Annotated in this window: 22 protein-coding genes; 15 read left to right on the top strand and 7 right to left on the bottom strand. The window is 61.2% G+C overall.

Annotated elements, in window-relative coordinates:
* Nucleotides 1–157 precede the first annotated feature (157 nt).
* Nucleotides 158–562, bottom strand: a complete 405-nt coding sequence (locus LOY50_RS17595) for a RidA family protein (protein WP_258688720.1) — start codon at nt 560–562, stop codon at nt 158–160.
* Nucleotides 552–1,688, bottom strand: coding sequence for a DSD1 family PLP-dependent enzyme (locus tag LOY50_RS17590; RefSeq protein WP_253476125.1), 1,137 nt, complete (start codon nt 1,686–1,688; stop codon nt 552–554). Before LOY50_RS17590 ends, LOY50_RS17595 begins: the two co-directional genes overlap by 11 nt.
* Before the next feature lie 95 nt (nt 1,689–1,783).
* On the opposite strand from LOY50_RS17590, the gene LOY50_RS17585 reads away from it, so the two are divergent.
* The 15 genes from LOY50_RS17585 (at nt 1,784) to LOY50_RS17515 (ending at nt 18,815) form a co-directional block, all read left to right on the top strand.
* Nucleotides 1,784–2,668, top strand: a complete 885-nt coding sequence (locus LOY50_RS17585) for a LysR family transcriptional regulator (protein WP_258688717.1) — start codon at nt 1,784–1,786, stop codon at nt 2,666–2,668.
* Nucleotides 2,669–3,162: 494 nt separating this feature from the next.
* Nucleotides 3,163–3,831: a haloacid dehalogenase type II gene (locus tag LOY50_RS17580; RefSeq protein WP_003203206.1), complete on the top strand. Its 669-nt coding sequence runs from the start codon at nt 3,163–3,165 to the stop codon at nt 3,829–3,831.
* Between the two features lie 36 nt (nt 3,832–3,867).
* Nucleotides 3,868–5,142 (top strand): FAD-binding oxidoreductase, encoded by a 1,275-nt coding sequence (locus LOY50_RS17575; RefSeq protein WP_258688715.1) that lies wholly within the window; start codon nt 3,868–3,870, stop codon nt 5,140–5,142.
* An 85-nt stretch (nt 5,143–5,227) separates the two neighbouring features.
* On the top strand, nt 5,228–6,871 hold the full coding sequence (locus tag LOY50_RS17570) for an ABC transporter substrate-binding protein (protein WP_258688713.1): 1,644 nt from the start codon (nt 5,228–5,230) through the stop codon (nt 6,869–6,871).
* Nucleotides 6,872–6,914: 43 nt separating this feature from the next.
* Nucleotides 6,915–7,871, top strand: a complete 957-nt coding sequence (locus LOY50_RS17565; RefSeq protein ID WP_003203201.1) for an ABC transporter permease — start codon at nt 6,915–6,917, stop codon at nt 7,869–7,871.
* A complete protein-coding gene (locus tag LOY50_RS17560) occupies nt 7,868–8,743 on the top strand; it encodes an ABC transporter permease (RefSeq protein WP_014337748.1) in 876 nt (291 codons plus the stop codon). The genes LOY50_RS17565 and LOY50_RS17560 overlap by 4 nt, the downstream gene beginning before the upstream one ends.
* A 1-nt stretch (nt 8,744) precedes the next feature.
* On the top strand, nt 8,745–10,589 hold the full coding sequence (locus tag LOY50_RS17555) for an ABC transporter ATP-binding protein (RefSeq protein WP_214511900.1): 1,845 nt from the start codon (nt 8,745–8,747) through the stop codon (nt 10,587–10,589).
* Nucleotides 10,586–10,894, top strand: coding sequence for a (2Fe-2S)-binding protein (locus LOY50_RS17550; protein ID WP_258688710.1), 309 nt, complete (start codon nt 10,586–10,588; stop codon nt 10,892–10,894). Before LOY50_RS17555 ends, LOY50_RS17550 begins: the two co-directional genes overlap by 4 nt.
* Complete coding sequence (locus LOY50_RS17545; RefSeq protein ID WP_258688709.1) at nt 10,876–12,252, top strand: NAD(P)/FAD-dependent oxidoreductase; 1,377 nt, start codon at nt 10,876–10,878, stop codon at nt 12,250–12,252. The genes LOY50_RS17550 and LOY50_RS17545 overlap by 19 nt, the downstream gene beginning before the upstream one ends.
* Nucleotides 12,249–13,403 carry an FAD-binding oxidoreductase gene (locus tag LOY50_RS17540; RefSeq protein ID WP_258688707.1) on the top strand — a complete coding sequence of 385 codons (1,155 nt, stop codon included), beginning with the start codon at nt 12,249–12,251 and terminating at the stop codon, nt 13,401–13,403. Before LOY50_RS17545 ends, LOY50_RS17540 begins: the two co-directional genes overlap by 4 nt.
* Entirely contained in the window at nt 13,400–14,557 is a 1,158-nt protein-coding gene (argE, locus tag LOY50_RS17535; RefSeq protein WP_258688705.1) for an acetylornithine deacetylase, read from the top strand. Before LOY50_RS17540 ends, argE begins: the two co-directional genes overlap by 4 nt.
* Before the next feature lie 167 nt (nt 14,558–14,724).
* Nucleotides 14,725–15,030, top strand: coding sequence for a transposase (locus tag LOY50_RS17530; RefSeq protein WP_038858942.1), 306 nt, complete (start codon nt 14,725–14,727; stop codon nt 15,028–15,030).
* On the top strand, nt 15,027–15,863 hold the full coding sequence (locus LOY50_RS17525; protein WP_258688422.1) for an IS3 family transposase: 837 nt from the start codon (nt 15,027–15,029) through the stop codon (nt 15,861–15,863). Before LOY50_RS17530 ends, LOY50_RS17525 begins: the two co-directional genes overlap by 4 nt.
* Nucleotides 15,864–16,237: 374 nt before the next feature.
* Nucleotides 16,238–17,695, top strand: a complete 1,458-nt coding sequence (locus LOY50_RS17520) for an NAD-dependent succinate-semialdehyde dehydrogenase (RefSeq protein WP_053177699.1) — start codon at nt 16,238–16,240, stop codon at nt 17,693–17,695.
* 40 nt (nt 17,696–17,735) lie between these two features.
* On the top strand, nt 17,736–18,815 hold the full coding sequence (locus LOY50_RS17515; protein ID WP_253476096.1) for a tartrate dehydrogenase: 1,080 nt from the start codon (nt 17,736–17,738) through the stop codon (nt 18,813–18,815).
* A gap of 269 nt (nt 18,816–19,084) precedes the next feature.
* Here LOY50_RS17515 and LOY50_RS17510 read toward each other — a convergent pair whose 3' ends face one another.
* The 5 genes from LOY50_RS17510 to LOY50_RS17490 all read right to left on the bottom strand — a co-directional run bounded on the left by LOY50_RS17510 (nt 19,085) and on the right by LOY50_RS17490 (nt 24,203).
* Nucleotides 19,085–19,792, bottom strand: a complete 708-nt coding sequence (locus LOY50_RS17510) for a cupin domain-containing protein (protein WP_258688704.1) — start codon at nt 19,790–19,792, stop codon at nt 19,085–19,087.
* A 43-nt stretch (nt 19,793–19,835) separates the two neighbouring features.
* Nucleotides 19,836–20,693, bottom strand: coding sequence for a GNAT family N-acetyltransferase (locus LOY50_RS17505; protein WP_258688701.1), 858 nt, complete (start codon nt 20,691–20,693; stop codon nt 19,836–19,838).
* 260 nt (nt 20,694–20,953) lie between these two features.
* Nucleotides 20,954–22,042 (bottom strand): DUF6161 domain-containing protein, encoded by a 1,089-nt coding sequence (locus LOY50_RS17500; RefSeq protein WP_053177693.1) that lies wholly within the window; start codon nt 22,040–22,042, stop codon nt 20,954–20,956.
* Nucleotides 22,039–23,145 (bottom strand): hypothetical protein, encoded by a 1,107-nt coding sequence (locus LOY50_RS17495; protein WP_258688697.1) that lies wholly within the window; start codon nt 23,143–23,145, stop codon nt 22,039–22,041. The genes LOY50_RS17500 and LOY50_RS17495 overlap by 4 nt, the downstream gene beginning before the upstream one ends.
* 131 nt (nt 23,146–23,276) lie before the next feature.
* On the bottom strand, nt 23,277–24,203 hold the full coding sequence (locus tag LOY50_RS17490; RefSeq protein ID WP_258688695.1) for a glyoxylate/hydroxypyruvate reductase A: 927 nt from the start codon (nt 24,201–24,203) through the stop codon (nt 23,277–23,279).
* Nucleotides 24,204–24,309 lie beyond the last annotated feature (106 nt).

The raw sequence follows: 24,309 nt of genomic DNA, 5'->3' as shown, positions 1-24,309 counted from the left end.
TCGAAAATCCTCGACAGCGGTTCAATTGCAATACAAGACCTGGCCCAACCCCCCCTGTGGCGAGGGAGCTTGCTCCCGCTGGGTCGCGCAGCGGCCCCAAAAAAGCGCTGAGCGCTTCGCACTCAAGCGGGAGCAAGCTCCCTCGCCACAGGTTTATCTATACCGTTGGGAAGGGGCGCGCACGGGCCAGCGCTTCGATTTCGATCAGGTACCCATGGTGCAAGGCCGGGACGGGCACCACCGCGCGCGCAGGCCGGTGTTCGCCGAGATAGCGGGCGTAGATCCGGTCGAAAGCCGGCCAGTGTTCGATGCCGGCGACATAGACCGTCACTTTCAACAGGTCGCTGGGGCTGCGGCCCGCCGCGCCGAGAATCGCCATCAGGTTGTCCAGGACGATGGCGGCTTGCACTTCGAACGGTTGGTCGACGCTGTGGCTGCCATCGGCGCGTACCGGCAGTTGCCCGGACACGTACAAGACGCCCTGGTGCAAGACCGCCTGGGCGTAATGTCCACCCGCAGCGGCCGCCTGGGTTGTGTGAATCAACTCGATTTCACCAGCCATGCAGACGACTCCAGGTGTGCACCGCGCCCGAGGCATCGCAGGCGCGGTAATCAGGGAATTGCGCACCGGTGGCGCAGGCGTGGTTGGGCAGGATGCGCAGGCGACTGCCGATGGGAAACCGCTCGGTGATATCGATGTCCCCGGGGCTGGAAAGGGTGACGATGCCGTGTTCCTGGTTGGCGCTGGAGAGCAGGGCGCCCTCGATCCAGTCGCCGGCTTCGCTGCACACTTGCCCATAGCCGAAATCCCGCTGCTGGCGCTGCGTACCCCGATCACGACTCATGGCCATCCAGCCGGCATCGGTGATGATCCAGCCTTTGTCCGGCTGATGGCCGATCACGGTGGTCAGCACGCTCAGGGCCAGCTCGTCCGCCTGGCAAACACCGATGTTGTGCATCACCAGGTCGAAGAACACATAGACGCCGGCGCGCACTTCAGTGACGCCTTCCAGGCTTTGTGCCGAAAGTGCCGTGGGTGTGGAGCCGATGCTGACCTCGGGGCAGGCCAGCCCGGCTGCACGGATGCGTTGGGCGGCGCTGACGCAGAGATGGCGTTCTTGTTCGGCCAAGGCTTGCAGCGCTTGGGGTGTGTCGAGCTCGTAGCTGGACCCGGCGTGGGTCATGACGCCGCAAAGCTGCATGTCGCCTTCGCTGAGTCGCCGGGCGATGTCGACAAGTGCATCGTCTTCAACGCGCACGCCGGAACGATGGCCATCGCAATCGATTTCGATCCAGACTTCGAAGCGTTCGTCGTGCTGCCTGCCGAAATCGACGATGGCCTGCGTCGCCGCCAGGCTGTCGGTCAAGATGCTCAAGCGACAGCCCTTGCGCCGCAGCGTCAGGGCCTGGGCCAGTTTGCCGGGCGCCATGGACACGGCATAAAAGATGTCGTGGATGCCGGCGGCGAAGCAATGCTCGGCTTCCTTAAGGGTCGACACGGTGATGGCGCTGGCGCCTGCTGCAAGCTGCGCCTGAACCACCGGCAGGCATTTGCTGGTCTTGATGTGCGGGCGCAAACGCACCCCCAAGGCGTCCATGCGGTGTTGCATGCGTTGGATATTGCGCTGCATCCGCGGTACATCGATGAGCGCGACCGGGGTATCGAGGGAAGCAATTGAGACTGGCATGAACGAGGCTCGCGGGTGAAAGACAGGCTCGACTCTACTCAGTCATCGTAAAGCCGTGGTTCAATGCGCTGTCATCAATCATTAAGTTGAACTGAATGATCAGCCTCGAAGACCTGCGCATGGCCGTGACGCTGGCACGCTGCGAATCGTTGAGCGCCGCTGCCAGGGCCCTCAATGTCTCGCCACCGGCGCTGTCCATGCGCCTACGCAAACTGGAGACGCTCCTGGGCCTGACCTTGGCCAATCGCGACGCCCGGCGGCTGAGCCTGACCGCCGACGGCGAGCGTTTCTCGCGCCAGAGTGCGCTGTTGCTGGAACAGCTGGAAGCGCTTCCCGAATCGTTCAGGCAGCAAGACGATCAACTGGTCGGCACCCTCAGGCTGGCGGCACCGTTCGGCTATGGACGCCAACGCCTCGCGCCGCTGCTGGCCCGTTTTGCCAGGTTGCATCCGCAGCTGTGCCTGCATCTGGATCTCCGGGAAACACCCTGGCCTGACCGTCATGACAGCGATGCGGTGATACACATCGGTCACCTGAGCGACAGCCAGTGGGTCGCCCGGCCCCTCACGCAAAATGACCGATGGCTGTGCGCGAGTCCCGCTTACCTGGAGCAGAACGGCACACCGCTGGCGCCGGAGCAACTCGCCGAGCATCGCTGCATCTGTATTCGTGAAAACGATGAAGATGTCACCCTGTGGCACCTGCGCAATGCGCACGGGCGCAAGACCCTGCGGATCAAGCCTGCGTTGTTGAGCAACGATGGCAGCGTGGCCCGACGCTGGGCTGAACAGGGCCTGGGGCTGGTGCTGCGCTCGCAATGGGACGTCAGCAAAGCCATCGCCGACGGCCGCCTGGTACGGGTGCTCGCCGATTGGCAATTCGACAGCGCCCCAATCAACCTCCTGGTGCCCTCGCGCAAACTGCGCAGCGCGCGGGTGCAGGCGTTGGTGGGTTTCCTGGAGGCCGAACTGAAGGTCTGAATAGGCCACTGCACCTACCGACCCACCGCCATCGCGAGCCCATTCACCACACCTGCAAGCAGACCCACCGCTTTCGCGAGCAAGCTCGCTCCCACAATGGATCTGCGGCGGTCCTTGAACCTGTGTCCACCACCACCCCCCTGTGGGAGCGAGCCTGCTCGCGATGACGCCAGCCCATTCACCACGGATGCTGAGCTGCTGCGCCAAGCGTAGATTCTGCCGAAAACAACGCTTTGCAGAGCCGTTTGGCGCACCATAACTGCCCGCAAACCCAAAGAAACACGGCGCGACGCCCGCGCCTGGAGCATCCCGCAAAGTCTGCTGAGCGAGCCCCGCAAAACGGTGGTTTGTACCAAGCGGCCGGTATTTTTAACGATTTATCCACGGTCTCATGGTGTTGTAATGAAAACGTGATGCAGCGTTGCACCGATGCCTCACGAAAGGCGCCATCGTTCGCCTCGTCGAGCCTTCAACAACAATCCAGGACCGCACTCATGAGCTTTCTTCGACCCAAGTACATCACCTTCGACTGCTACGGCACGTTGACCAATTTCCAGATGGGCACCATGACCCGCGAGCTGTTCGCCGACCGTGTCGATGCCGGGCAGATGGACCAGTTCGTCAAGGATTTCTCCGCTTATCGCCTGGACCAGGTGATGGGGGACTGGCGGCCCTATGATGAAATCATCAAGACCTCCCTGATGCGGGTCTGCAAGCGTTGGGGCGTCGAATATCGTGGCGAAGGCCAGCTCTATTACGACGCCGTGCCAACCTGGGGCCCCCACGCCGATGTACCGGCGGGCCTGTCGAAAATCGCCGACAAGATCCCCCTGGTGATTTTTTCCAACGCGATGGACGAGCAGATCATGTCCAACGTCGACAAGCTCGGCGCACCTTTCCATAAAGTCTTCACGGCCCAGCAGGCCCAGGCCTACAAGCCGCGCCTGGCCGCCTTCGAATTCATGCTCGATAACCTTGGCTGCGGACCGGAAGACGTCCTGCATGTGTCGTCGAGCTTCCGCTACGACCTGATGTCGGCCCACGACATGAAGATCAAGCACAAAGCCTTCGTCGCCCGCGGTCATGAACACCCGGCCAACGCTGCCTTTGGCTATCACCAGATCCCGGACATCGGCGGGTTGCCCGCGCTGGTCGGGCTCTGAGTCTCGACGCACGCTTGAAGGCGAAAGGGGTTAGACATGGGCAGTGAGTCCTATTGGCTCGACACCGCACCGGCGTTCACCGGTGCTCAGCTCGGCGGATTGCCCGGGCAGGTCGATGTCGCCATCGTCGGTGGCGGCTTCACCGGTCTGGCGGCGGCGCGGGCCCTGGCCTTGAAGGGGGCCAGCGTGGCGGTGCTGGAAGCGGGCAGGGTGATTGGCGAGGCGTCAGGGCGCAACGGCGGGCATTGCAGTACCGGCGTGGCCCAGGATTACGCGGCACTCACCGCCAGCCTCGGTGCCGACAAGGCTCGGGCGTATTACCAAGCCTATGAAAGCGCCGTGCGGAGCGTCGTGACGCTGGTGGAGCAAGAGCAGATTGCTTGCGACCTCAAGCGCAACGGCAAGCTCAAGCTGGCTGCCAAGCCGATGCACTACGAAGGGTTGGCGCGCACCTGTGAATTGATCCGCAAGGAAGTCGATGCCGAGGTCGAGCTGCTCTCGGCCCAGGAGACGCGGGAGGAAGTCAATTCGGCGCAGTTTCACGGTGGCCTGCTGCAGCGCAATGGCGTGCAGATGCATGTCGGGCGTTTCGGCGTCGGCCTGGCCGAGGCGGCCGCCCGTCACGGTGCGTTGATCTTCCAGGGCGTGGTGGTGCAGGACTGGAAGGCCAGTGCCGGCGGTTATCGAGTCAACACCAGCAAAGGGGCGCTGCAAGCCTCGCAGATCCTGCTGGCGACCGGTACCTGTCAGCAGGGTGGCCTGGGCTGGTATCGGCGGCGGATCGTGCCGGTGGGCAGTTTCGTGATCGCCACCGAGGTCCTGCCCCAGGCACTGATCGACAGCTTGCTGCCGGCCCGGCGCTCCTATGTCACCAGCCGCATGATCGGTAACTACTTTCGCCTGACCCCGGACAACCGCCTGCTGTTTGGCGGCCGTGCGCGGTTCGCCATGTCCGACAGCGTGTCCGACGCCAAGAGCGGCAAGGTGCTGCAAGCGGCGATGGTGCAGATGTTCCCGCAATTGGCGAACACTCGGATCGACTATTGCTGGGGCGGCCTGGTGGACATGACCTCCGATCGCCTGCCCCGGGCCGGCCAGCATGGCGGGGTTTATCACTCCATGGGCTACAGCGGCCACGGCGTGCAGATGTCGGTGCACATGGGGCAGGTGATGGCCGAGGTCATGGCCGGCAAGGTCGAGGCCAACCCTTGGCGCGAACTGGACTGGCCGGCCATTCCCGGGCACTTCGGCAAGCCTTGGTTTTTGCCGCTGGTCGGCGCGTATTACCGCTTGCAGGACTACCTGCACTGAGTTTCACCGCGTTGTTTGGCGTTTCAACCACGTTGCGTTAACGCACGTAATCGAGCCCTATCATTTTCCGAAAGGTAGAACTGACATGAGTGACACTAAAAACGGCATCAAAGACCAGTTGATCACCGGTACAGAAAGTCTGCGTGTTTTCGAAGGGCTCAACCGCGGCATGTCGCGCCGCCATGCATTGCAGATGCTCGGGCTGGCCGGGGTGGCCGCGGCGGGTGCCGGCAGCCTGTTCGGCGCCGCCGGCAAGCTGCTTGCCGATGAGTCGGCAACCCCCGGCAAAGGCAAGCCGGGCGGGCGTATCCGGGTCGCCGGTATCTCCAGTTCCACCGCCGATACCCTGGACCCGGCCAAAGGCTCATCTTCCACGGACTACGTGCGTCACTACATGTTCTACAACGGCCTGACGCGTTTCGACAGCCACATGGTGCCGCAACTGGAACTGGCCGAACGCATGGACACCACCGACGCCACGCTCTGGGTGATTACCCTGCGCAAGGAAGTGACCTTCCACAACGGCAAGGGCCTCACCGCCGCCGACGTGGTGTTTTCCCTGATGCGTCACAAAGACCCGATTACCGGTTCCAAGGTCCTGCCGCTGGCCGAGCAGTTTGCCGAGGTCAAGGCCACCGGCACCCATGAAGTGCAGATCCGCCTGAGCGGCCCGAATGCCGAGCTGCCGTCGATCCTTGCCGTGTCCCACCTGTTGATCGTCCCCGAGGGCACCAGCGACTTCAACCAGGGCATCGGCACCGGTCCGTTCAAGGTCAAGGAGTTCAAGCCTGGGGTGCGCTCCATCGGTGCGCGCAATACCAACTACTGGAAGCCTGGCCTGCCGTACCTGGACGAAATCGAATTCATCGGCATCGGTGACGAGCCGTCACGGGTCAACGCGTTGCTGTCGGGCGACGTGCAGATCATCAACGAGGTCAACCCGCGCTCGACCACGCGCATCAAGGACAGCACCACCCATCGCGTGGTGGACTCGCCGTCGGGCAACTACACCGACCTGATCATTCGCCAGGACCAGATGCCCGGCCAGAGCCCGGAGTTCACCGAGGCGATGAAACTGCTACTGGACCGCGAACAGGTCAAGTCGGCGATCTTCCGTGGGTTTGCCAGGGTCGGTAACGACCACCCGATTGCACCCGGCTCCCGTTTCTACAACGCCGACCTGCCGCAACGGACCTACGATCCGGAGAAGGCTCGTTTCCTGCTGAAAAAGGCCGGCATGGAAAGCATCAGCATGCCGGTGATGTGCTCGCCAGCCGCCACCGGTTCGGTCGACGTTGCCGTGCTGCTGCAGCAATCGGCCAAGGAGGCCGGGCTCAAGCTCAACGTCAATCGGCTGCCGAGCGACGGCTACTGGTCCAACCACTGGGCCAAGCACCCGCTGAGCTTCGGCAACATCAACCCGCGGCCTAACGCGGACATGTTGTTCTCGCAGTTCTTCCAGTCCACGGCGCCGTGGAACGAATCCGGCTGGAAAAACCCGCAGTTCGACCAGTTGCTGATCCAGGCTCGCGGTGAAACCGATGAGGCCAAGCGCGGGCAGATGTATGCCGACATGCAGACCCTGGTGCATGACCACAGCGGCATCGGCATCCCGGTGTTCATCAGCAACATCGATGGCGTCGACCAACGCGTCAAAGGTTATGGCACCAACCCGCTGGGCGGTTTCATGGGCTATATGTTCGCTGAGCAAATCTGGCTTGAGGCTTGATGCGTGTTGTCTGGCGGCGTGACATGGCACAAGGGGTAGGGCGATGAATAGCAACACACTTTGGTTGATCGGCCGGCGCCTGGGCGCTGCGGTCGTGACCCTGTTGATCGTATCGATGGTGGTGTTCGCCATTACGGCGGTGTTGCCGGGAGACGCGGCGCAACAGTCCCTTGGACAGTTCGCCACGCCTGAGCAAGTGGCGGCGCTGCGGGTGAAGATGGGCCTGGACCAACCGGGTGTGTTGCGCTACCTGCACTGGTTGATGAGCCTGCTCAGCGGTGACATGGGCGTGTCGATCTCCAACGCTACGCCGGTCAGCGAGTTGATGGCTGGCCGGGTCCCCAACACGCTGATGCTGGCGGCGGCCACGGCGCTGGTGTCGGTGCCGGTGGCGTTGATCCTGGGCATTGGCTCGGCGATGGGGCGAGGGGGCCGCATCGATGGCTTCCTGAGCTTCTTCACCCTGACGATGGTGGCGGTGCCGGAGTTCCTGGTCGCCACCCTTGCCGTGCTGATTTTCGCGGTGAACCTGGGCTGGCTTTCGGCGCTGTCCTATTCCAGCGAGATCACTTCGCCGCTGCAATTCATGCGCACCTATGCCTTGCCGGTGATGACCCTGTGCTGCGTCATCGTTGCGCAGATGGCGCGCATGACCCGGGCGGCGGTGATCGATCAACTCGACAGCCCCTACGTGGAAATGGCCCGTCTCAAGGGCGTGAGCCCGGTGCGGGTGGTGCTGCGCCATGCCTTGCCCAATGCCATCGGGCCGATTGCCAATGCCATCGCCCTGAGCCTGTCCTACCTGTTGGGTGGGGTGGTGATCGTCGAGACGATCTTCAACTATCCCGGCATCGCCAGCCTGATGGTCGATGCCGTGACCAACCGCGACATGGCGTTGGTCCAGGCCTGCACCATGCTGTTTTGTACGGCGTACCTGGTGTTGGTGCTGGTGGCTGACCTGTGCGCGATCCTGTCCAATCCGAGGCTGAGAAACCAATGAACAATCTCATTGTGAAATCCCCGCCTGCGGCGCCCGAACTGGCCTTGGGCAAGGTGTCGCGCAAAACCCCCTGGCTCGGCCTGATCGGCGCCGCGATGTGCGTGATCTGGTTGCTGGTGGCGATCTTCGGGCCATGGCTGGCGCCGCACCCGGTGGGGGAAGTGGTCTCCGACAACGTCTTCGACAACCTCAGCGCCACGTATCCGTTGGGCACCGATTACTTGGGTCGCGACATGCTCAGCCGCATTCTCGTGGGCGCGCGCTTCACGGTGGGCCTGGCGTTGGTGGCGGCAGTACTGGCCAGTGGGCTGGGCACCGGTTGCGCGCTGCTGTCGGTGGTTTCGCCGAAGTGGCTGGACGAGCTGATCAGCCGCCTGATGGACGCCTTCATTTCAATCCCGAGCAAGATGCTCGCGCTGATCATGGTCTCGGCGTTCGGCTCGTCGGTGACCCTGCTGATCTGCACGGCGGTGCTCAGTTTCACCCCGGGGGCGTTTCGTATCGCCCGCAGCATGGCGGTGAACATCGAGGCCCTGGAATACGTGCAAGTGGCCCGCACCCGTGGCGAACGCCGGCTGTACATCGCCTGTGTGGAAATCCTGCCGAACATGCTCAACCCGGTGCTGACCGACCTGGGCCTGCGTTTCGGTTTCATCGTCCTGCTGCTCAGCGGCATGAGCTTCCTCGGCCTGGGTGTGCAGCCGCCGGATGCCGACCTGGGCTCGCTGGTGCGGGAAAACATTGGCGGCCTCAACCAAGGCGCGCCGGCCATCGTGATTCCAGCCCTGGCCATCGGCACCCTGACCATTGGCGTCAATCTGTTTATCGACCGCTTGTCTTCGCGGCGCAACCGACGTACGGGAGGCCATTGATATGAGCCAATTGATCCGAGTCGAGAACCTGCGCGTGGTCGCCTGTGGCGAGCGCAGCGAGGTGGAGATCGTCAAGGGTGTGAGTTTCTCCCTGGAGAAAGGTGAAGTGCTGGCGCTGATCGGCGAGTCCGGTTCGGGCAAGACCACCATCGCCCTGGCACTGCTCGGTTATGCCCGACGCGGTTGTCGCCTGGCTGGCGGCGTGGTGCAGATTGGCGAGCACGACATGCTCGCCTTGAGTGAGCGCGAGCTGCAAGGCCTGCGCGGCAATCGGGTGTCGTACATTGCCCAAAGCGCCGCGGCGGCGTTCAACCCGGCCAAGAAACTCATCGACCAAGTGGTGGAAGGGGCGTTGATCCATGGCCTGGGCAGCCGGGCCGTGCTCGAAGCCAAGGCCATCGAACTGTTCCGCGACCTGGCGCTGCCCAACCCCGAAGGCATCGGTCAACGCTATCCCCATCAAGTGTCTGGCGGGCAATTGCAGCGGGTGATGGCGGCCATGGCGCTGATCAGCGATCCGCTGCTGGTGGTGCTCGATGAGCCGACCACGGCCCTCGATGTGACGACCCAGATCGACGTGCTGCGCGCCTTCAAGCGGGTGGTGCGTGAACGTGGCGCGACGGCGGTCTACGTCTCCCACGACCTGGCTGTCGTGGCGCAGATGGCCGACCAGATCGTGGTGCTCAACGGCGGGCAGATCTTCGAACAGAGCGCCACCGCGCCGCTGCTCAAGGGCCCGGCTCACGCCTACACCCGCAGCCTGCTGGCGGCGGCACGGCCAGACACGACGATTCGCCCGCCGTGCGGCGTAGCCGAAGACACGCCGCTGTTGACCATCAAGGGCCTGACCGCCGGCTACGGCAACAAGAACCAGCACGGCATGCCGGCGATCCGGGTGCTCGAAGACATCGACCTGACCGTGCGCAGGGGCCAGGCCATCGGGGTGATCGGTGAGTCAGGCTCGGGCAAATCGACCTTGGCGCGGGTGGTGGCCGGGCTGTTGACCCCGGCCCTGGGCGGGCTGACATTTGACGGCCAGCCACTGGGTGGCAGCCTGTCCGAACGCACGGACGAACAGTTCCGACGCATCCAGATGGTGTTCCAGAATGCCGACACCGCGCTCAACCCGATGCACAGCATCAGCACCATCCTGAGCCGGCCGTTGAAGATGTATTTCGGCCTCAAGGGCGCGGCGCTGCGTGAGCGTATCGGCGAATTGCTCGACCTGGTGCGTCTGCCACGGGACATGGCCGAGCGCCGCCCGAGCGAACTCTCCGGCGGACAGAAACAGCGGGTCAACCTGGCCCGGGCACTGGCGGCCAAGCCGGACCTGATCCTGTGCGATGAAGTGACCTCGGCGCTGGACACGGTGGTCGGCGCGGCGATCCTTGAACTGCTGCGCGACCTGCGCCAGCAACTGGGGGTGTCCTACCTGTTCATCAGCCACGACATCTCCACGGTGCGGGCGCTGTGCGACGATATCGTGGTGATGTACAGCGGCCACAAGGTTCAAGAGGGCAGCCGGCAATCGTTCGCCCAGGCGCCGTTCCATCCCTACACCGACCTGTTGATCCACTCGGTGCCGGAGTTGCGCCAGGGCTGGCTGGAAAGTTGTGGCACCACGACGTGCGGCACGCTGCCGGCGTTGGGCGCGCGCGCCGAGGTGCCGGAGCTGTGCACCTTCCTCAATCGCTGCCCGGTGCGGGTCGACGGCCTGTGCAACCACACCGCGCCGCCCCGGCGGATCATCGACGGCGGCAGCGAGGTGCTCTGTCATCACGACAGTGCCGAGCTGCTCAAGCGCCAACAGGATTCAAACAGCATGATCGTGGGAGCTTACGCATGAACGCGCGTTTCGTGAGGTTGGCCGAACAGGGCCGACTCGTCGTCAAATTGAAAGTGGATGGCGTCCCGGTCGAGGCGTTGCAGGGCGACACGTTGATGGTCGCATTGCTGACCCACGGCCCGGCGTTGCGCCAGTCGGAATTCGATCCGGGCAGCCGAGCCGGTTTCTGCCTGATGGGCGCCTGCCAGGATTGCTGGGTCTGGACCCGCAGCGGCGAACGCCTGCGAGCCTGCTCCAATGAAGTACGCGAAGGGCTGGACATCATTACTCAACAACCGGAGGCGATATGGCCGCTGCGCGGATAGTCATTGTAGGCGCTGGACCGGCGGGTATCCGTTGCGCGCAGGCCCTGGTCGCAGCGGGCTTCAAGCCGACCCTGATCGACGAAAACCGTCGCGATGGCGGGCAGATCTACCGGCGTCAGCCCGAAGGGTTCACCCGCACCTACGCCACGCTGTACGGCACCGAAGCGGACAAGGCCCGTGACCTGCACGAAAGCTTCGACCGCTTGCGCCCGCAGATCGACTACCGTCCGGACACCCTGGTGTGGAACCTGACACCCGGGCAGTTGTGCTGCGTCAGCCAGGGCCAGCATACGACGGTGGATTACGACGCGCTGATCCTCTGCACCGGCGCCACCGACCGCCTGATGCCCATCGAGGGCTGGCAGTTGGGCGGTACCTACAGCCTCGGCGGCGCGCAGATCGCGTTGAAGGCCCAGGCGGTTTCCATCGGCCACCGGGTGGTGTTCATGGGCAGCGGGCCGTTGCTGTATCTGGTCGCCAGCCAATACCTCAAGGCCGGCGCCAATGTCGCGGCGGTGCTGGACACATCGCCGCTGGGCCAGCGCATCAAGGCCTTGCCCAAACTCATGGCGCGCCCGGGCTTGCTGTTCACCGGCATGAAGCTGTTGGCGCAGTTGTATCGGGCGAAGATTGCCGTGCACCTGGGTATTTCGCCGCTGCAGATTCTGGGAGAAGCGAGCGCCGGTGTCAGTGGCGTGCTGGTTCGTACCGCGAGCGGGGAAACCTTGACGGTGGCGTGCGATGCGGTGGCGCTGGGTTATCACTTGCGCCCGGAAACCCAACTGGCCGACCTGGCGGGCTGCCGCCTGCGCTTTGACGAGGCCTCCAGCCAATGGCTGCTGGACACGGACGAAGAGGGACGGACCTCGGTCAGCGGTGTCTACGCCGCTGGTGATGGTTCGAAGATCCGTGGCGCCGATGCCGCCGAGCATGCCGGGCGCCTGGTCGCCTTGGCGTTGTTGAGCGATCTGCAGCAGCCGGTAGACGCCGCGCTCGTCGCCGAACAGCGCCAGGCGCTCAAGGTGATGGACGCGTTTCGCCTCGGCCTGGCCCAGGCGTTTCCCTGGCCAGCGGCGCAAGCCAAGGCCTTGCCGGACGAGGCCATCGTCTGCCGCTGCGAGATGATCAGCGCCGGCGAACTACGCCGCACGGTCAGCGAAAAGGGTGCCTGTGAAGTCAATCGGGCCAAGGCGTTCAGCCGGGTCGGCATGGGCCGCTGCCAGGGACGTTATTGCTCCCAGGCCGGGGCCGAAGTGATTGCAGCAGCAGCGGGTGTCCAGGTGCAGGAGGTGGGCCGCCAGCGCGGTCAGGCGCCGGTCAAACCACTGTCGATGCTCACTCGGGAGGTGACGCCATGACGGAAAATAAAGCCGATGTGGTAATTGTCGGCGGCGGCCTGATGGGCTCGGCGGCAGCGTTTTTCCTGCGCCAGAGGGGGCAGTCGGTGATCTTGCTGGAGCGTGACCAGATCGGCCAGTACGCCAGCGGCGTCAACTTCGGCAACGTGCGGCGCCAAGGGCGTTTTCTCGGGCAACTGGAACTGGCCAACCGCTCGTGGGCGCTATGGAAGCGTCTGCCGGAGCTGATCGACGACGACCTGGAGTTCATCGCCAGCGGGCACATGCGCGTGTGTTATCGCGAGGATGAAATTCCCGAACTCGAGGCTTATGCGGCCGCCCCCGAAGCGGCGCAACTGGACTTGAAGATCTATCGCGGCAGCGAGCTGCACGCGCGATTTCCGTTTCTCGGCAAGGACGTCAAGGGCGGCTCCTATGCACCTCACGACGGTCACGCCAACCCGCGTCTGGCAGCCCCGGCATTTGCTCGGGCGGCGCGGCGGCTCGGGGCACGCATCGAGGAGCGCTGCGAAGTGGCCGAGGTGCAGAAGGTCGGTGACGGGTTCAGCATCAGCACCACCGATGGTCGCCAGTTCAGCGCCGCGCAACTGTTGATTACCGCAGGCGCTTGGGGCCAGAAGCTCTCGGCGCAGTTCGGCGAGCCGGTGCCGCTGGAGACCAACGGCCCGCAGATGGCCGTCACCGAACCGGTGCCGTACGCCTTGCCGACGGTGATCGGCGTGTACACCAAGATTCCTGAAGAAGTGATCTATTTCCGCCAGATTCCCCGGGGCAATATCATCATCGGCGGCGGCTATCGCAGCAAGCCGGACATGCTCAACCGCCGGGCCTATGTCGAGCCGCGCAGCATCCTCAACCAACTGGACCAGATGCGTCGGCTGCTGCCGGGCGTCGGCAATCTCAACATCATCCGCGTGTGGAGCGGCATCGAAGGCTACCTGCCCGATTCCCTGCCGGTGATGGGGCCCAGTGGCAACGTCGATGGCTTGTACTATGCGTTCGGCTTCAGCGGCCATGGCTTCCAGCTCGGTCCGGGCGTTGGCGATGTCATGGCTGAACTGATCAGCACCGGCAGCACTCGAACCTTCATCGAGCCGTTTTCCATCCGCCGGTTCGCCCTTTGTGCCGAACAACGGAGCAAGGCCTCATGAAACCCCGCGTGCTAGCCATTTTCGAACGCCTGCTGGCGTTTGAAACGGTCTCTTCAGAATCGAACCTGGCCCTGATCGAGTACGTGCGCGAGCTGTTGCTGAGCAAGGGCATCGAGTCGCTGATCGTCAAGGATGAGAGCGGCAAGAAGGCCAACCTGTTCGCCAGCACCGGCCCGCGTGAGTTGCCCGGGGTCCTGCTATCCGGCCACACCGACGTAGTGCCGGCGGCGGGGCAGGCCTGGACCGTTCCGGCGTTCCAGGCGACTGTGCGCGATGGACGGGTCTACGGGCGCGGCAGTTGTGACATGAAAGGTTTCATTGCGCTGGCCATCGACGCCATGCTCGATGCCGCCGACCATTCGTTGAACCGGCCATTGCAACTGGCGCTTTCCCACGACGAAGAGATCGGTTGCGTGGGGGTGCGGCGCTTGCTCGACGTGCTGCACCTGGCGCCGGTGCGGCCATTTTTGTGCGTGATCGGCGAGCCGACCAACATGCAGTTCGTGCTCGGCCACAAGGGCAAGGGTTCCTATCGCACCTACTGTCGCGGCCTGGAAGCGCACTCATCGCTGGCGCCGCGCTCGGTCAATGCGATTCACGTCGCCTGCGATTTCATCGCGGCGTTGCGCCTGAGCCAGCAGCAATTGCAGGAGCAAGGTGCCCAGGATGCGGATTACGACGTGCCCTACAGCACCGTGCATGTCGGGCAGATTGTCGGCGGCAAGGCACTGAACATCGTGCCGAACCTGTGCACCCTGGATTTCGAAGTGCGCAACTTGCCGGACGACGATCTGGACCTGTTCCTGGAGCAACTGCGCGAGCGCGCCGAGGTGATCGTGCGCGAGGCGAAAAAACTCTCCAGCATCGCGGACATCGAGATCGAAACCCTCAACGTCTATCCGGGCCTCGACACCCATCCGAGTGTCGAAGCCGTGCGCTTCCTGAAAAACTTTGCCACCCCGGACACCGGCACCACCAAGGTCTCCTTTGGCACCGAGGGCGGCCTGTTCAAGCAGCGCCTGGATGTACCCGTGGTGGTCTGCGGCCCAGGCTCGATCGAACAGGCGCACAAGCCTGACGAGTTCATCGAGATCAGCCAGATGGACGCGGGGGAGCGGTTTCTGGAAGGGTTGCTCGGCTCCCTGAAAATCTAAGCCCTGCACAAAACAAAAGGTGGGAACACACCTATGGGAACACACCTGTAGGAGCACACCTGTGGGAACACATCTATGGGAACACACCTGTGGGAGCACACCTGAACTGGCCTAATAATTCCGGACACCTCTTAAGGGCGATATGATTTCGCCAATTTGGAGGTTCCATGAAAGAAAGAAGAGTCTTTTCCCGCGAGTTCAAACATCGTGCGGCCAGCATGGTGATTGATGACAACTGTTCAGTACAGGAAGTCTGCGCGTCGCTGGACATCAGTGCTACCGCGTTACGACGGTGGGTGGACCAGGTTCGCAAGGAACAAAAAGGTCAGCCAGTTCAAGGCACCAAGGCCATTACTGAGGATCAACGGCAGATTCAGGATCTGAAAGCCAAGATCAAACGCATGGAAATGGAAGCCGAAATCTTAAAAAAGGCTACCGCTCTCTTGATGTCGGATCCCGATCGTTTTCGATGATCGCGGAGCTAAGAGAGTCATTCCCGACCGCCATCCTGTGTCGCGTTTTCGATGTGAAGCGCAGCAGCTTTTACGAGTGGCTACAGCGGCTCTCGCGGCCTAAGATCGAGCGCGAAGAACTCAAGGGGAAGGTGGTTGAACTGCACAGCGAAAGCCGGGAAGCCATGGGGTCCAGAACGATCAGCAAGCATCTGAAGGCCCAAAACATAGCGGTCGGCAGAAGCCTTGTTAGAACACTGATGAGGGAAGCCAACATTGTCAGTAAACAACGCCAGCCTCATCCATTCAGGTCCAAAGGAGTTGAAGCATTTGTCGCACCCAATCTGCTCAAGCGTAATTTCAAGCCGACCGTGGTCAATCAGGTCTGGTGTGGCGACGTTACAAGCTTGATGGTGGGTAAACGCTGGGTTCATCTGGCCATCGTTATCGACTTGTTTGCTCGCCGGGTCATTGGTTGGGCATTTTCGCTGATCAATGACGCCAACCTGGTCAGCAAGGCGTTACGCATGGCGATAGAGCTTCGAACATGCCCACCTGGATTGATGTTTCATTCGGATCAGGGCTGTCAGTACACCAGCCGCAAGTTTCAAGAAGAGTTGATGCGCAATGGCATTTTGCAAAGCATGAGTCATCGCGGGCAGTGCTGGGACAATGCTCCAACAGAACGTTTTTTCGGCACCCTGAAGTCAGAATGGGTCCCTCGCAACGGTTACAGCACGAGCGAGGAAGCACAAACCGATATGGTGCGCTTCTTCATGTACTACAACCGCACCAGGCTCCACAGCTACAACGACTACCTATCGCCAATAGCCATGGAGCAAAAAGCAGCATAAACACCGTAACTGGTGTCCGGATTTACTTGACCAGTTCAACCTTGCTCGCGATGAACGATGACACGGTCTTGATCGATGTCGCCTGATCCACCGCCATCGCGAGCAAGCTTTGCTCCCACAGTGTTCAATGTTCATGTTCATGTTCATGTTCATGCTCATGCTCATGCTCATGCTCATGCTCATGCTCATGCTCATGTTCATGTTCATGTTCATGTTCATGTTCATGTTCATGTTCAGTGTTTAGCCTGGGGCCTCGGTAGAGCCTGCCGTCCCACCTCGAAACTTCAGCATCCAACACTGCCCAAACCCCGCTTTCAGCATCCTGCCCCGTGGCATCTCCTTAGACTGGAATCACCTCGGAACAGGACGCGACCATGCTCAAGAATCGATTGAAAGACCCCAGCCTGTTGGCAGAACTCGCTTACGTCGACGGTCAGTGGATCGGCGCCGACAACGCCGCCACCCTTGACGTCATCGACCCGGCCACCGGCCAGGTGCTCGCCCGGGTACCGGCTATGCAAGGCGTGGAAACCCGGCGTGCCATCGAGGCCGCCGAGCGCGCCTGGCCAGCGTGGCGCGCGCGTCCGGCGGCCGAAAGGGCAGCGCTGTTGGAGCGCTGGTATCAAGCCATGATGGACAACCTCGACGACCTCGCGCTGATCATGACCTGTGAACAGGGCAAACCGTTGAACGAAGCCAAAGGCGAAATCCGCTACGGGGCCGGTTTCGCCAAATGGTTTGCCGAAGAGGCCCGGCGGGTCTATGGCGAGACCATCCCGGCGCCCAGCGGCGACCGACGCCTGCTCACGCTCAAGCAGCCGGTGGGTGTCTGTGCCGCGATCACCCCCTGGAATTTCCCCAATGCGATGATCACCCGCAAGTGCGCACCGGCCTTGGCGGCCGGCTGCCCGGTCATCGTCAAACCCTCGGACCTAACCCCCTTGTCGGCCTTGGCCCTGGCGGTGTTGGCCGAGCGGGTCGGGATTCCGGCCGGGGTGTTCAATGTCGTGACGGGTATGCCTGCCGGTATCGGCGAAGAACTGACCGGTAACCCGACGGTGCGCAAGATTTCCTTTACCGGTTCGACGGCGGTCGGGCGCCTGCTGATGCGCCAGAGCGCCGAGCACATCAAGCGCTTGAGCCTGGAGCTGGGCGGCAACGCGCCGTTCATCGTGTTTGACGATGCGGACCTGGAGCAAGCCGTCGCCGGCATCATGCTCAGCAAGTTTCGCAACGCCGGCCAGACCTGCGTCTGCGCCAACCGCATCCTGGTGCAGGACGGTATCTACGAACGCTTCGCCGCACGGCTGGTGGAAGAGGTGGGCAAGCTCAAGGTCGGCAATGGGCTGGAGGCTGACGTGATGATCGGCCCGCTGATCAACCTCGCGGCGGTGAACAAAGTCGCCCGGCACATCGACGATGCGTTGAGCCAGGGCGCGCGCCTGCTGTGTGGCGGTGTTCCCGAGGGCGACAGTCAGTTTGTCCAGCCAACGGTATTGGGCGAGGCCCACGCCGGGATGTTGCTGGCCAACGAAGAAACCTTCGGCCCGGTGGCGCCGCTGATGCGCTTTACTACTGAAGAGCAGGCCCTGGCCCTGGCCAATGCCACGCCGTATGGCCTGGGCGCTTATTACTTCACCCAGGACCTGCGCCGCTCATGGCGTTTCGGCGAGGCACTGGAGTTCGGCATGGTCGGGCTCAATACCGGGCTTATCTCCATGGAAGTCGCGCCCTTCGGCGGCATCAAGCAGTCGGGCCTGGGGCGCGAAGGCAGTAAGTACGGCCTGGACGAATACCTTGAAGTCAAAGCCTTCCACATCGGTGGGCTGTGATGCGACCGTCATTTGAACAGACACCCGGGAGCCACGATTGATGAGCAAACCATTTCGAATCGCTGCCATTGCCGGCGATGGCATCGGCAAGGAAGTCTTGCCTGAAGGGCTGCGAGTACTGGAGCAAGCCGCGAAAAAGTGGCAGTTGTCGCTGGACATCGAAGTGCTCGATTGGGCCCATTGCGATTACTACCTGGAGCACGGGCAGATGATGCCCGCCGACTGGTTCGAACAACTCAAGGGCTTCGACGCGATCTACTTCGGCGCCGTGGGTTGGCCGGACAAGGTGCCGGATCATATTTCCCTGTGGGGCTCGTTGCTCAAGTTCCGTCGCGACTTCGACCAGTACGTGAACATCCGCCCGGTGCGGCTGTTTCCGGGGGTGCCGTGTCCGTTGGCCGGGCGCAAGGCGGGGGACATCGACTTCGTGGTGATCCGCGAGAACACCGAGGGGGAATACTCTTCCATCGGCGGCAAGATGTTCGAAGGCACCGAGCATGAGTTCGTGCTGCAGGAGTCGGTGTTCACCCGGCGTGGGGTCGACCGGATCCTGAAGTTCGCTTTCGACCTGGCCCAGACCCGACCGCGCAAACGCTTGACCGCGGCCACCAAGTCCAACGGCATTTCCATCAGCATGCCGTATTGGGACGAGCGCACGGCATTGATGGCCGAGCAGTACCCGGACGTGAAGTGGGACAAGCAACACATCGACATCCTGTGCGCTCGCTTTGTTTTGCAGCCTGACCGGTTTGATGTGGTGGTGGCGTCGAACCTGTTCGGCGACATCCTCTCTGACCTGGGCCCGGCCTGCGCCGGCACCATCGGCATCGCACCGTCGGCCAACCTCGATCCGGAGCGCCGCTACCCGTCGCTGTTCGAACCGGTGCATGGCTCAGCGCCCGATATCTATGGGCAGAACATCGCCAACCCGATCGCGATGATCTGGTCCGGCGCCTTGATGCTCGACTTCTTGGGTAACGGCGATGAACGCTACCGCGCGGCCCACGATGGGATTCTCAAGGCCATCGAACAAGTCATCGCCGAAGGCCCCATCACCCCCGACCTGGGTGGGCAAGGCTCGACCCAGGATGTTGGCCAGGCCATCGCCGCCGCGCTCTGAGGCTTGATCCAACCTGCGACACCTTTTGCCCGCTCACACTGCGGGCTTTTTTTGGCTGATCTGCCCCCCCCCACCACAACCCCTTGTGGGAGCGAGCTTGCTCTGATAGCGGTGGATCAGCTTGCGATGATGTTGGCTGTGCCGCCGCCATCGCGAGCAAGCTCGCTCCCACATGGGGCCCTCGGTTGGCGGCAAGATTCACATCCACCCGCAACCCGTTGTGGGAGCAAAGCTTGCTCGCGATAGCGGTGGAGCTGCCATACACCGGATTATTTGACGACGTACACCTTGCGCACATAAACGCTGCTTTTCCAGGCACACGGTGCATTCAGCGGGACGAATACGGTATCGCCGGTGTTGACCGTCAAGTCGCTGCCATCGGCTGCCTGCAAGGTGACGCTGCCTTCGAGCAGGTGCATCAGCTCATGCAGTTTGTGCGGTCGTGACTTGCGAGTGTAGGGCGTCGAGTCCCAGATACCGATGCGCAGGTTGCTCGCTTGCTCGACAAACAAATTGTGCGAGCTACATTGCGGCGGCGGGCTGAGCAGGATCTCGTCATCCGGGGCTGCGGAAGGCGAGAGCAGGGTGTGGGCGGGGAGTGCCGTCAGCCCGGGAAGGTGCGCTTCGATACGCTGGGTATCGGCACAGAAGGCCCAGAGCGAGCCAGATTGCGCCTCGACCTCAAGCGCCGTCCCCCGCCCGATCACCGCGCTTTCACCTGGCTTGAGCTGCAGCGTCTGTCCCTGGCTGCGCAGCGTCACTGCGCCGGCATGCACCACAAGCGTCTCACTGAAGGGGTATGCATCGACGCTGAACAGCCCGCTCGCCCGGACCACGCCGGCAGCCATGCCATCCGCCCCGTCATAGGCGATGAGGCGGTCGAACGGATCCTTGGCGCCCAGCGAACCCGGGGTGAACGGGGTTGAGGCAAGGCGGCCATCGGCGTGTGCCAACAGCACTGCAGTGGGTTCGAGCATGAAGATGATTCTCCAGGGAAGCGTTGAGGGGAGTGCGGGGTTTTCAGCCAATGGCCTGGGTCACCGGCGCAAATTGCCGAACTGCGCCGGTCGCTTGCGGAGGCGTGCCCCGTGCCATTTGGGCGACGGTGTCGACCTGCTTGAGCCCGGCCTTTTCCAGCCAAGGGGCCAGGCCGCTGTTTGAAGGGATGTCGATGCGAACGAATGCGTCCGGCACTTGAGCCAGCAGCACGGCGATCAAGTGCTGGGCCTGTTCCAGGCTCTGGGCGATGAGCGGGCCAATGCAGCGCCCACGGCCGAAGGGGCGCAGCAGGGCGAAGGCGCACAAGTGACCGTCGCGCTCGATACCCACTGAATGTTCAACGACCTCGAACAGATCATTGAGCACAGCGCTCCGCTCCAGCCCGCTCCCGGCATTGGCCAGTTTGATCAGCTCGGCATGATCGGCTTCGCCCAGCTCGCGGCAGTGCTCGCCGGCGGCCAGTGCTTGCAGGGCCGGCACCAGCGCTTGCCCTTGATGCTGCTGGATATGCCCAAAATCAACGAAGCCCTGGCTGGCATACAGCGGGGCACCGGCCAGCGTCGCATTGAGCACGGCGGTCCGCGAGCCGCAAGCCTCGATCGCCAGTTCCATCAGTTTGCGACCGATCCCCTGGCCCTGATACTCATCGTCGACAATCACCAGGCCGATGGTGGCGTAGTCCCCCTGGGCGCAGGTGAACGCCGTTCCAATCAAACGACCCTGGTCTTCCACGACAAACCCTTGGGCGACGCGTTGCAACATCGCCCAGTCTTCCAGGCGATGGGGCCATTTCAACTGCACGGACAAGGCATGGGCCGCAGGCACGTCGGTGGCGGTCATGGCGCGATAGAAGTAAGTAGGGCGTTGCGAAATGGACATGGCAGATCACCATTGAAAGAGGCGCTTGATCGGACGGTTTTATCCGCTGAAAGCGTGTGTATCTCACCTGCAACGAGGCCTGGCAAGGGCCGCCAATTGATTCGGTATGTTCCGTCAGCAACGGCTTTGCCGACCACATTTCTTGCTCAAATCAGCTGCTCGGCCAGCAGTAAATACCGGGCCGGATTTCAGGCTTGGGCCGACGCGAAAGCGCGATAGATAAGTATGCAGGTGCTGCGCGAATAACCTTTCAGTGGCTGTCAGCCTTTTTTGAAAGCAGACAGCAGGTCCGTCAGTCCGGGCATGGTTGGTCCGGATTCATTAGAGATAAGTCCTGTCTCCGAGCGGCTGAACAGCGACTGGAGGATTATTTTTCTCGATTCCTCGTCTACTTGGGTGTCTTTGCTCAATGTCAGATACAAGTGGGTAAGCTGCTCTCGTTCTTCTGCATCGCGTTGAAGGTGGAATGCGCTGAAAACCAGCTTTGAGAGTGTTTTGACGGTAAAGGCCAACGTTGAGATAAGGGTTACGAAAATGAGCGCACCCTCGATCTGATTGAGGGCAATCGGTGTGCGGTCACCACTCAGCCATAGATTGAAGGATGTCCATAGGCCGATGACGGAGAAAAACAAGGTGACGCTGAGTACGCCTGTCCAGATATAACCACGTGTCTGGTGTTCACTGGCTTTTTTTGCCCAATAGGTCGCGGGGCCTTCCAGCCGAAGCTTCTCTTTATATGTTGACTCTAGCGTCTCAAGGCGCGTTGCCCAGGCCTCCTCTTCCTGCTTTTGCCATTGGGCAAACAGGTTCATTTCTTTTCTTGCTTTTTTTACGAGCCTGTATTTGATCTTGAAGAAGTTTGAGTGAATTCCACGTATCACCGCCGCTTCTGAAGTGGAACGCTGTGCGAAAGAGTTTTGCAGGGGAAGTTTGAATTCATACGCGGCCAGGTATCCGCTGAAGTCGTTAAATGAGCCTGGGTTATCACTTTTGCCTAGAAAAATTGCATCGTAGAAACCTCCGGCAATAGCGGGTTCATTCGAATAAATCTCCAGCCATTTGATCGTGGCGGGTGAGTTGCTATAGATCCAGACGTCCGAAAGCTCCTCTTCTGGCGCTTCTTCGTCGAGAAAATATTGCTCTTCCATGGCGATGTGATATTCAAAAATCTCCACGCAGGCCGCTATATTCGTCAGGGCCTGGTGAACATTCGATGTGTCGTGTTTTTTGAGACTTTTGAGTTTTGGCTTCCAAAAGCTCACTTCATTCTGCATGAAGTCATTTCTGTCGGTGAGATTTTCAAAGTCGAAAATCTCACCGCTTAATGCCTTGAATTCGGGTTTAGTCATTTTTTATCTAATAAGGAGGCGTTGAGTGAATGAATATGCAGGTCATCGGGTTCAATAGAACCTAAGCACAGGAGAATCAATGAAAGGTAGAAATAGCCAAACAAAAAAATCCAAGTAGCGGCAACGATGCTTTGACTGTCTGAAAATATACTGCCGACCCTGGATGCTACATTTCCGTGCGCGTTATTGTTTCTGGTGGCGTAGAGAAGGCAAAACACGAGAAATTCTAGTCTCTGGGTGTCTGAATAGAGGGCCGGGGTTTTTACGGTGGGCTTGCCGAGGTCATCGAATTGGTCGATGGCAGGTATCTTGATGAGTATTGTTTTTATCTCTTTTCCAAGCGCATGGGTGATTTTTCGAGATTTTTCGTTTTCGACTATTCCGAAGCTTACATCCGTTTTGTCCGGATTCTCGGTAATCGTACATAGGGCGGAATAGGCCTCACCGTAGGTCCAGTAGAAATGATTGAACATTGCCTTGAACTTGGTTTTAAACGATTTGTATGATGATGAGATATGAATTTTTCTGATGGTGTCTGCTTTTTTTCCGGTTTTGTTTGCTTTTTTTATGACGAACTCATTGTGTTTTTCGATAGCCATACCCTTGAGGATGTAAGACGCGACGAAATGCAGTGTCTTGTCAGGTAGGCGGTGGGCGAAATCCAATATTATTTCTTGAGGGGTGCTGAAATCGGGACCCTGCGTGGAGGCGGTTGGCAAGGCGATTTGGGACTGCATGATCTTGTTGATTTCAATCAGGGATTTCTCAATGGCTTTCGAGTCTCCCAAGCTTTCCGCATGGGCAGATGACTTCATATAGAGATCGTTGTAGCAACTGTTGGTAGCCGTCCACAGATAGGTAAACGCCATGTCTGGTCTTCGCGGCAGGCAGGAATAACTGTCAACCAACGCAGTGGCCGCTACGTAGGGGATTTTATTTGGGGCAAGTGCCCAGCTAACTGGATTCAGGTATTTGAATGGGGTGAACCAGGCGAGTGCAGGGTGATCGGCAGGTAGCAGTTTTTCCTCATGAGCTTCGGCGGTGTAGGCAGTCACAAGCTTATGAAGCTTATCCAGTCGTTGTGTCCTTACGTTCTGCTTCATGCATGCTGATCCTTCAGATAGTTGAAGGCCAAATGCTATCACCTGGTAAGCGTCATAGCTGCTGTTTTATAAAAAGACAGCAGCACGACACCGCATGATGAGGTGTGACGGGGAGCATGCTATTCGAGCGTTCAATAGCTGCGCTCACGATCAACCAGGCCCAGCATCGATTCTCCCCGTTGATGCCGGCGGATGTTCTCCAGCAACACGCCAGAGGCACTTTCAGGCTGGGTCATCGCCGCGATGTGCGGCGTCAACAGTATCTGTGGATGGTGCCAGAAGGGATGATCCATCGGCGCCGGTTCCTGCTCCAGCACGTCCAGCACCGCGGCGCTGAGCTGGCCGTCGGCAAGGGCTTCAAGCAGGTCCGCTTCCACCAGGTGTCCACCCCGGCCCATGTTGACCAACGCTGCGCCCTTGGGCAGGTGTTGGAACAGCTGGCGGTTGAGGATCCCTCGGGTCTGCTCGGTCAACGGCAGGACGCACAGCACGATGTCGCATTGACCGAGAAACGCCGGCAGTTGCTCGTCGCCAGCAAAGCACGCGACCCCATCAATGTCATGTTCGCTGCGGGCCCAGCCCGACAAGGCAAAACCAAAGGTCTTCAAGCTGGCGAGTATCTGCCGTGCCTGCAAACCCAGGCCCATGACGCCCACCCGGCGTTGCCCGGCGGGCATCAGCCGGTGCGCTTGCCAGCAGCGTTCGGCCTGTTGCTGGCGATAGCGCAACATGTCCCGGTGCAGGCTGAGCACGGCGAAACTGGCGTACTCGCACATGCCCTGGCTGATGCCGGGGTCGAGCAAGCGCACCACTGGCAGCGTCGTTGGCAAGCGGCCAAGGTCGAGTTGATCCACGCCGGCCGACAAGGCGAACAGCACCTGCAGATTCGGCAACAGCGTTTCGACGTCGTCCGGCGCTTGCCAGGCCGCCAGATACTGGATATCCCGCGGGTCGCCGATGTCTGGCCAGGCACGCCATTCAATGTCCGGCGCGTGTTCGGCGAACAGGCGCCGCCAGTGTTCGCCGCGTACCGGGTCAGCTTTATAGAGCAGGGCCATGGGTCACTTCTCGCCTGAAATCAAGGAGCCCCTAGCATGCCTCAACGCCAGAGCAGGATCTGTCGAAAGGGCCGGCGTAGCAGCATCGCACTGCGTTGCAAGGTGC

The organism is Pseudomonas sp. B21-010 (genome assembly GCF_024749325.1).
In the GTDB taxonomy this organism is placed as follows: Bacteria; Pseudomonadota; Gammaproteobacteria; order Pseudomonadales; family Pseudomonadaceae; genus Aquipseudomonas; species Aquipseudomonas kilonensis.
Note: the sequence above shows the minus strand (reverse complement) of the source record. Positions and strands in the feature narration are given on the sequence as shown.

What these genes read in the sequence shown, in the direction of transcription:
- LOY50_RS17580 (WP_003203206.1), top strand. Translation starts at nt 3,163, where the DNA reads ATGAGCTTTCTTCGACCCAAGTACATCACCTTCGACTGCTACGGCACG.
- LOY50_RS17560 (WP_014337748.1), top strand. Translation starts at nt 7,868, where the DNA reads ATGAACAATCTCATTGTGAAATCCCCGCCTGCGGCGCCCGAACTGGCC.
- LOY50_RS17495 (WP_258688697.1), bottom strand. Translation starts at nt 23,145, where the DNA reads ATGAAGCAGAACGTAAGGACACAACGACTGGATAAGCTTCATAAGCTT.
- LOY50_RS17595 (WP_258688720.1), bottom strand. Translation starts at nt 562, where the DNA reads ATGGCTGGTGAAATCGAGTTGATTCACACAACCCAGGCGGCCGCTGCG.
- LOY50_RS17590 (WP_253476125.1), bottom strand. Translation starts at nt 1,688, where the DNA reads ATGCCAGTCTCAATTGCTTCCCTCGATACCCCGGTCGCGCTCATCGAT.
- LOY50_RS17555 (WP_214511900.1), top strand. Translation starts at nt 8,745, where the DNA reads ATGAGCCAATTGATCCGAGTCGAGAACCTGCGCGTGGTCGCCTGTGGC.
- LOY50_RS17490 (WP_258688695.1), bottom strand. Translation starts at nt 24,203, where the DNA reads ATGGCCCTGCTCTATAAAGCTGACCCGGTACGCGGCGAACACTGGCGG.
- LOY50_RS17505 (WP_258688701.1), bottom strand. Translation starts at nt 20,693, where the DNA reads ATGTCCATTTCGCAACGCCCTACTTACTTCTATCGCGCCATGACCGCC.
- LOY50_RS17550 (WP_258688710.1), top strand. Translation starts at nt 10,586, where the DNA reads ATGAACGCGCGTTTCGTGAGGTTGGCCGAACAGGGCCGACTCGTCGTC.
- LOY50_RS17540 (WP_258688707.1), top strand. Translation starts at nt 12,249, where the DNA reads ATGACGGAAAATAAAGCCGATGTGGTAATTGTCGGCGGCGGCCTGATG.
- LOY50_RS17500 (WP_053177693.1), bottom strand. Translation starts at nt 22,042, where the DNA reads ATGACTAAACCCGAATTCAAGGCATTAAGCGGTGAGATTTTCGACTTT.
- LOY50_RS17570 (WP_258688713.1), top strand. Translation starts at nt 5,228, where the DNA reads ATGAGTGACACTAAAAACGGCATCAAAGACCAGTTGATCACCGGTACA.
- LOY50_RS17515 (WP_253476096.1), top strand. Translation starts at nt 17,736, where the DNA reads ATGAGCAAACCATTTCGAATCGCTGCCATTGCCGGCGATGGCATCGGC.
- LOY50_RS17545 (WP_258688709.1), top strand. Translation starts at nt 10,876, where the DNA reads ATGGCCGCTGCGCGGATAGTCATTGTAGGCGCTGGACCGGCGGGTATC.
- LOY50_RS17585 (WP_258688717.1), top strand. Translation starts at nt 1,784, where the DNA reads ATGATCAGCCTCGAAGACCTGCGCATGGCCGTGACGCTGGCACGCTGC.
- LOY50_RS17565 (WP_003203201.1), top strand. Translation starts at nt 6,915, where the DNA reads ATGAATAGCAACACACTTTGGTTGATCGGCCGGCGCCTGGGCGCTGCG.
- LOY50_RS17525 (WP_258688422.1), top strand. Translation starts at nt 15,027, where the DNA reads ATGATCGCGGAGCTAAGAGAGTCATTCCCGACCGCCATCCTGTGTCGC.
- LOY50_RS17510 (WP_258688704.1), bottom strand. Translation starts at nt 19,792, where the DNA reads ATGCTCGAACCCACTGCAGTGCTGTTGGCACACGCCGATGGCCGCCTT.
- LOY50_RS17575 (WP_258688715.1), top strand. Translation starts at nt 3,868, where the DNA reads ATGGGCAGTGAGTCCTATTGGCTCGACACCGCACCGGCGTTCACCGGT.
- argE (WP_258688705.1), top strand. Translation starts at nt 13,400, where the DNA reads ATGAAACCCCGCGTGCTAGCCATTTTCGAACGCCTGCTGGCGTTTGAA.
- LOY50_RS17520 (WP_053177699.1), top strand. Translation starts at nt 16,238, where the DNA reads ATGCTCAAGAATCGATTGAAAGACCCCAGCCTGTTGGCAGAACTCGCT.
- LOY50_RS17530 (WP_038858942.1), top strand. Translation starts at nt 14,725, where the DNA reads ATGAAAGAAAGAAGAGTCTTTTCCCGCGAGTTCAAACATCGTGCGGCC.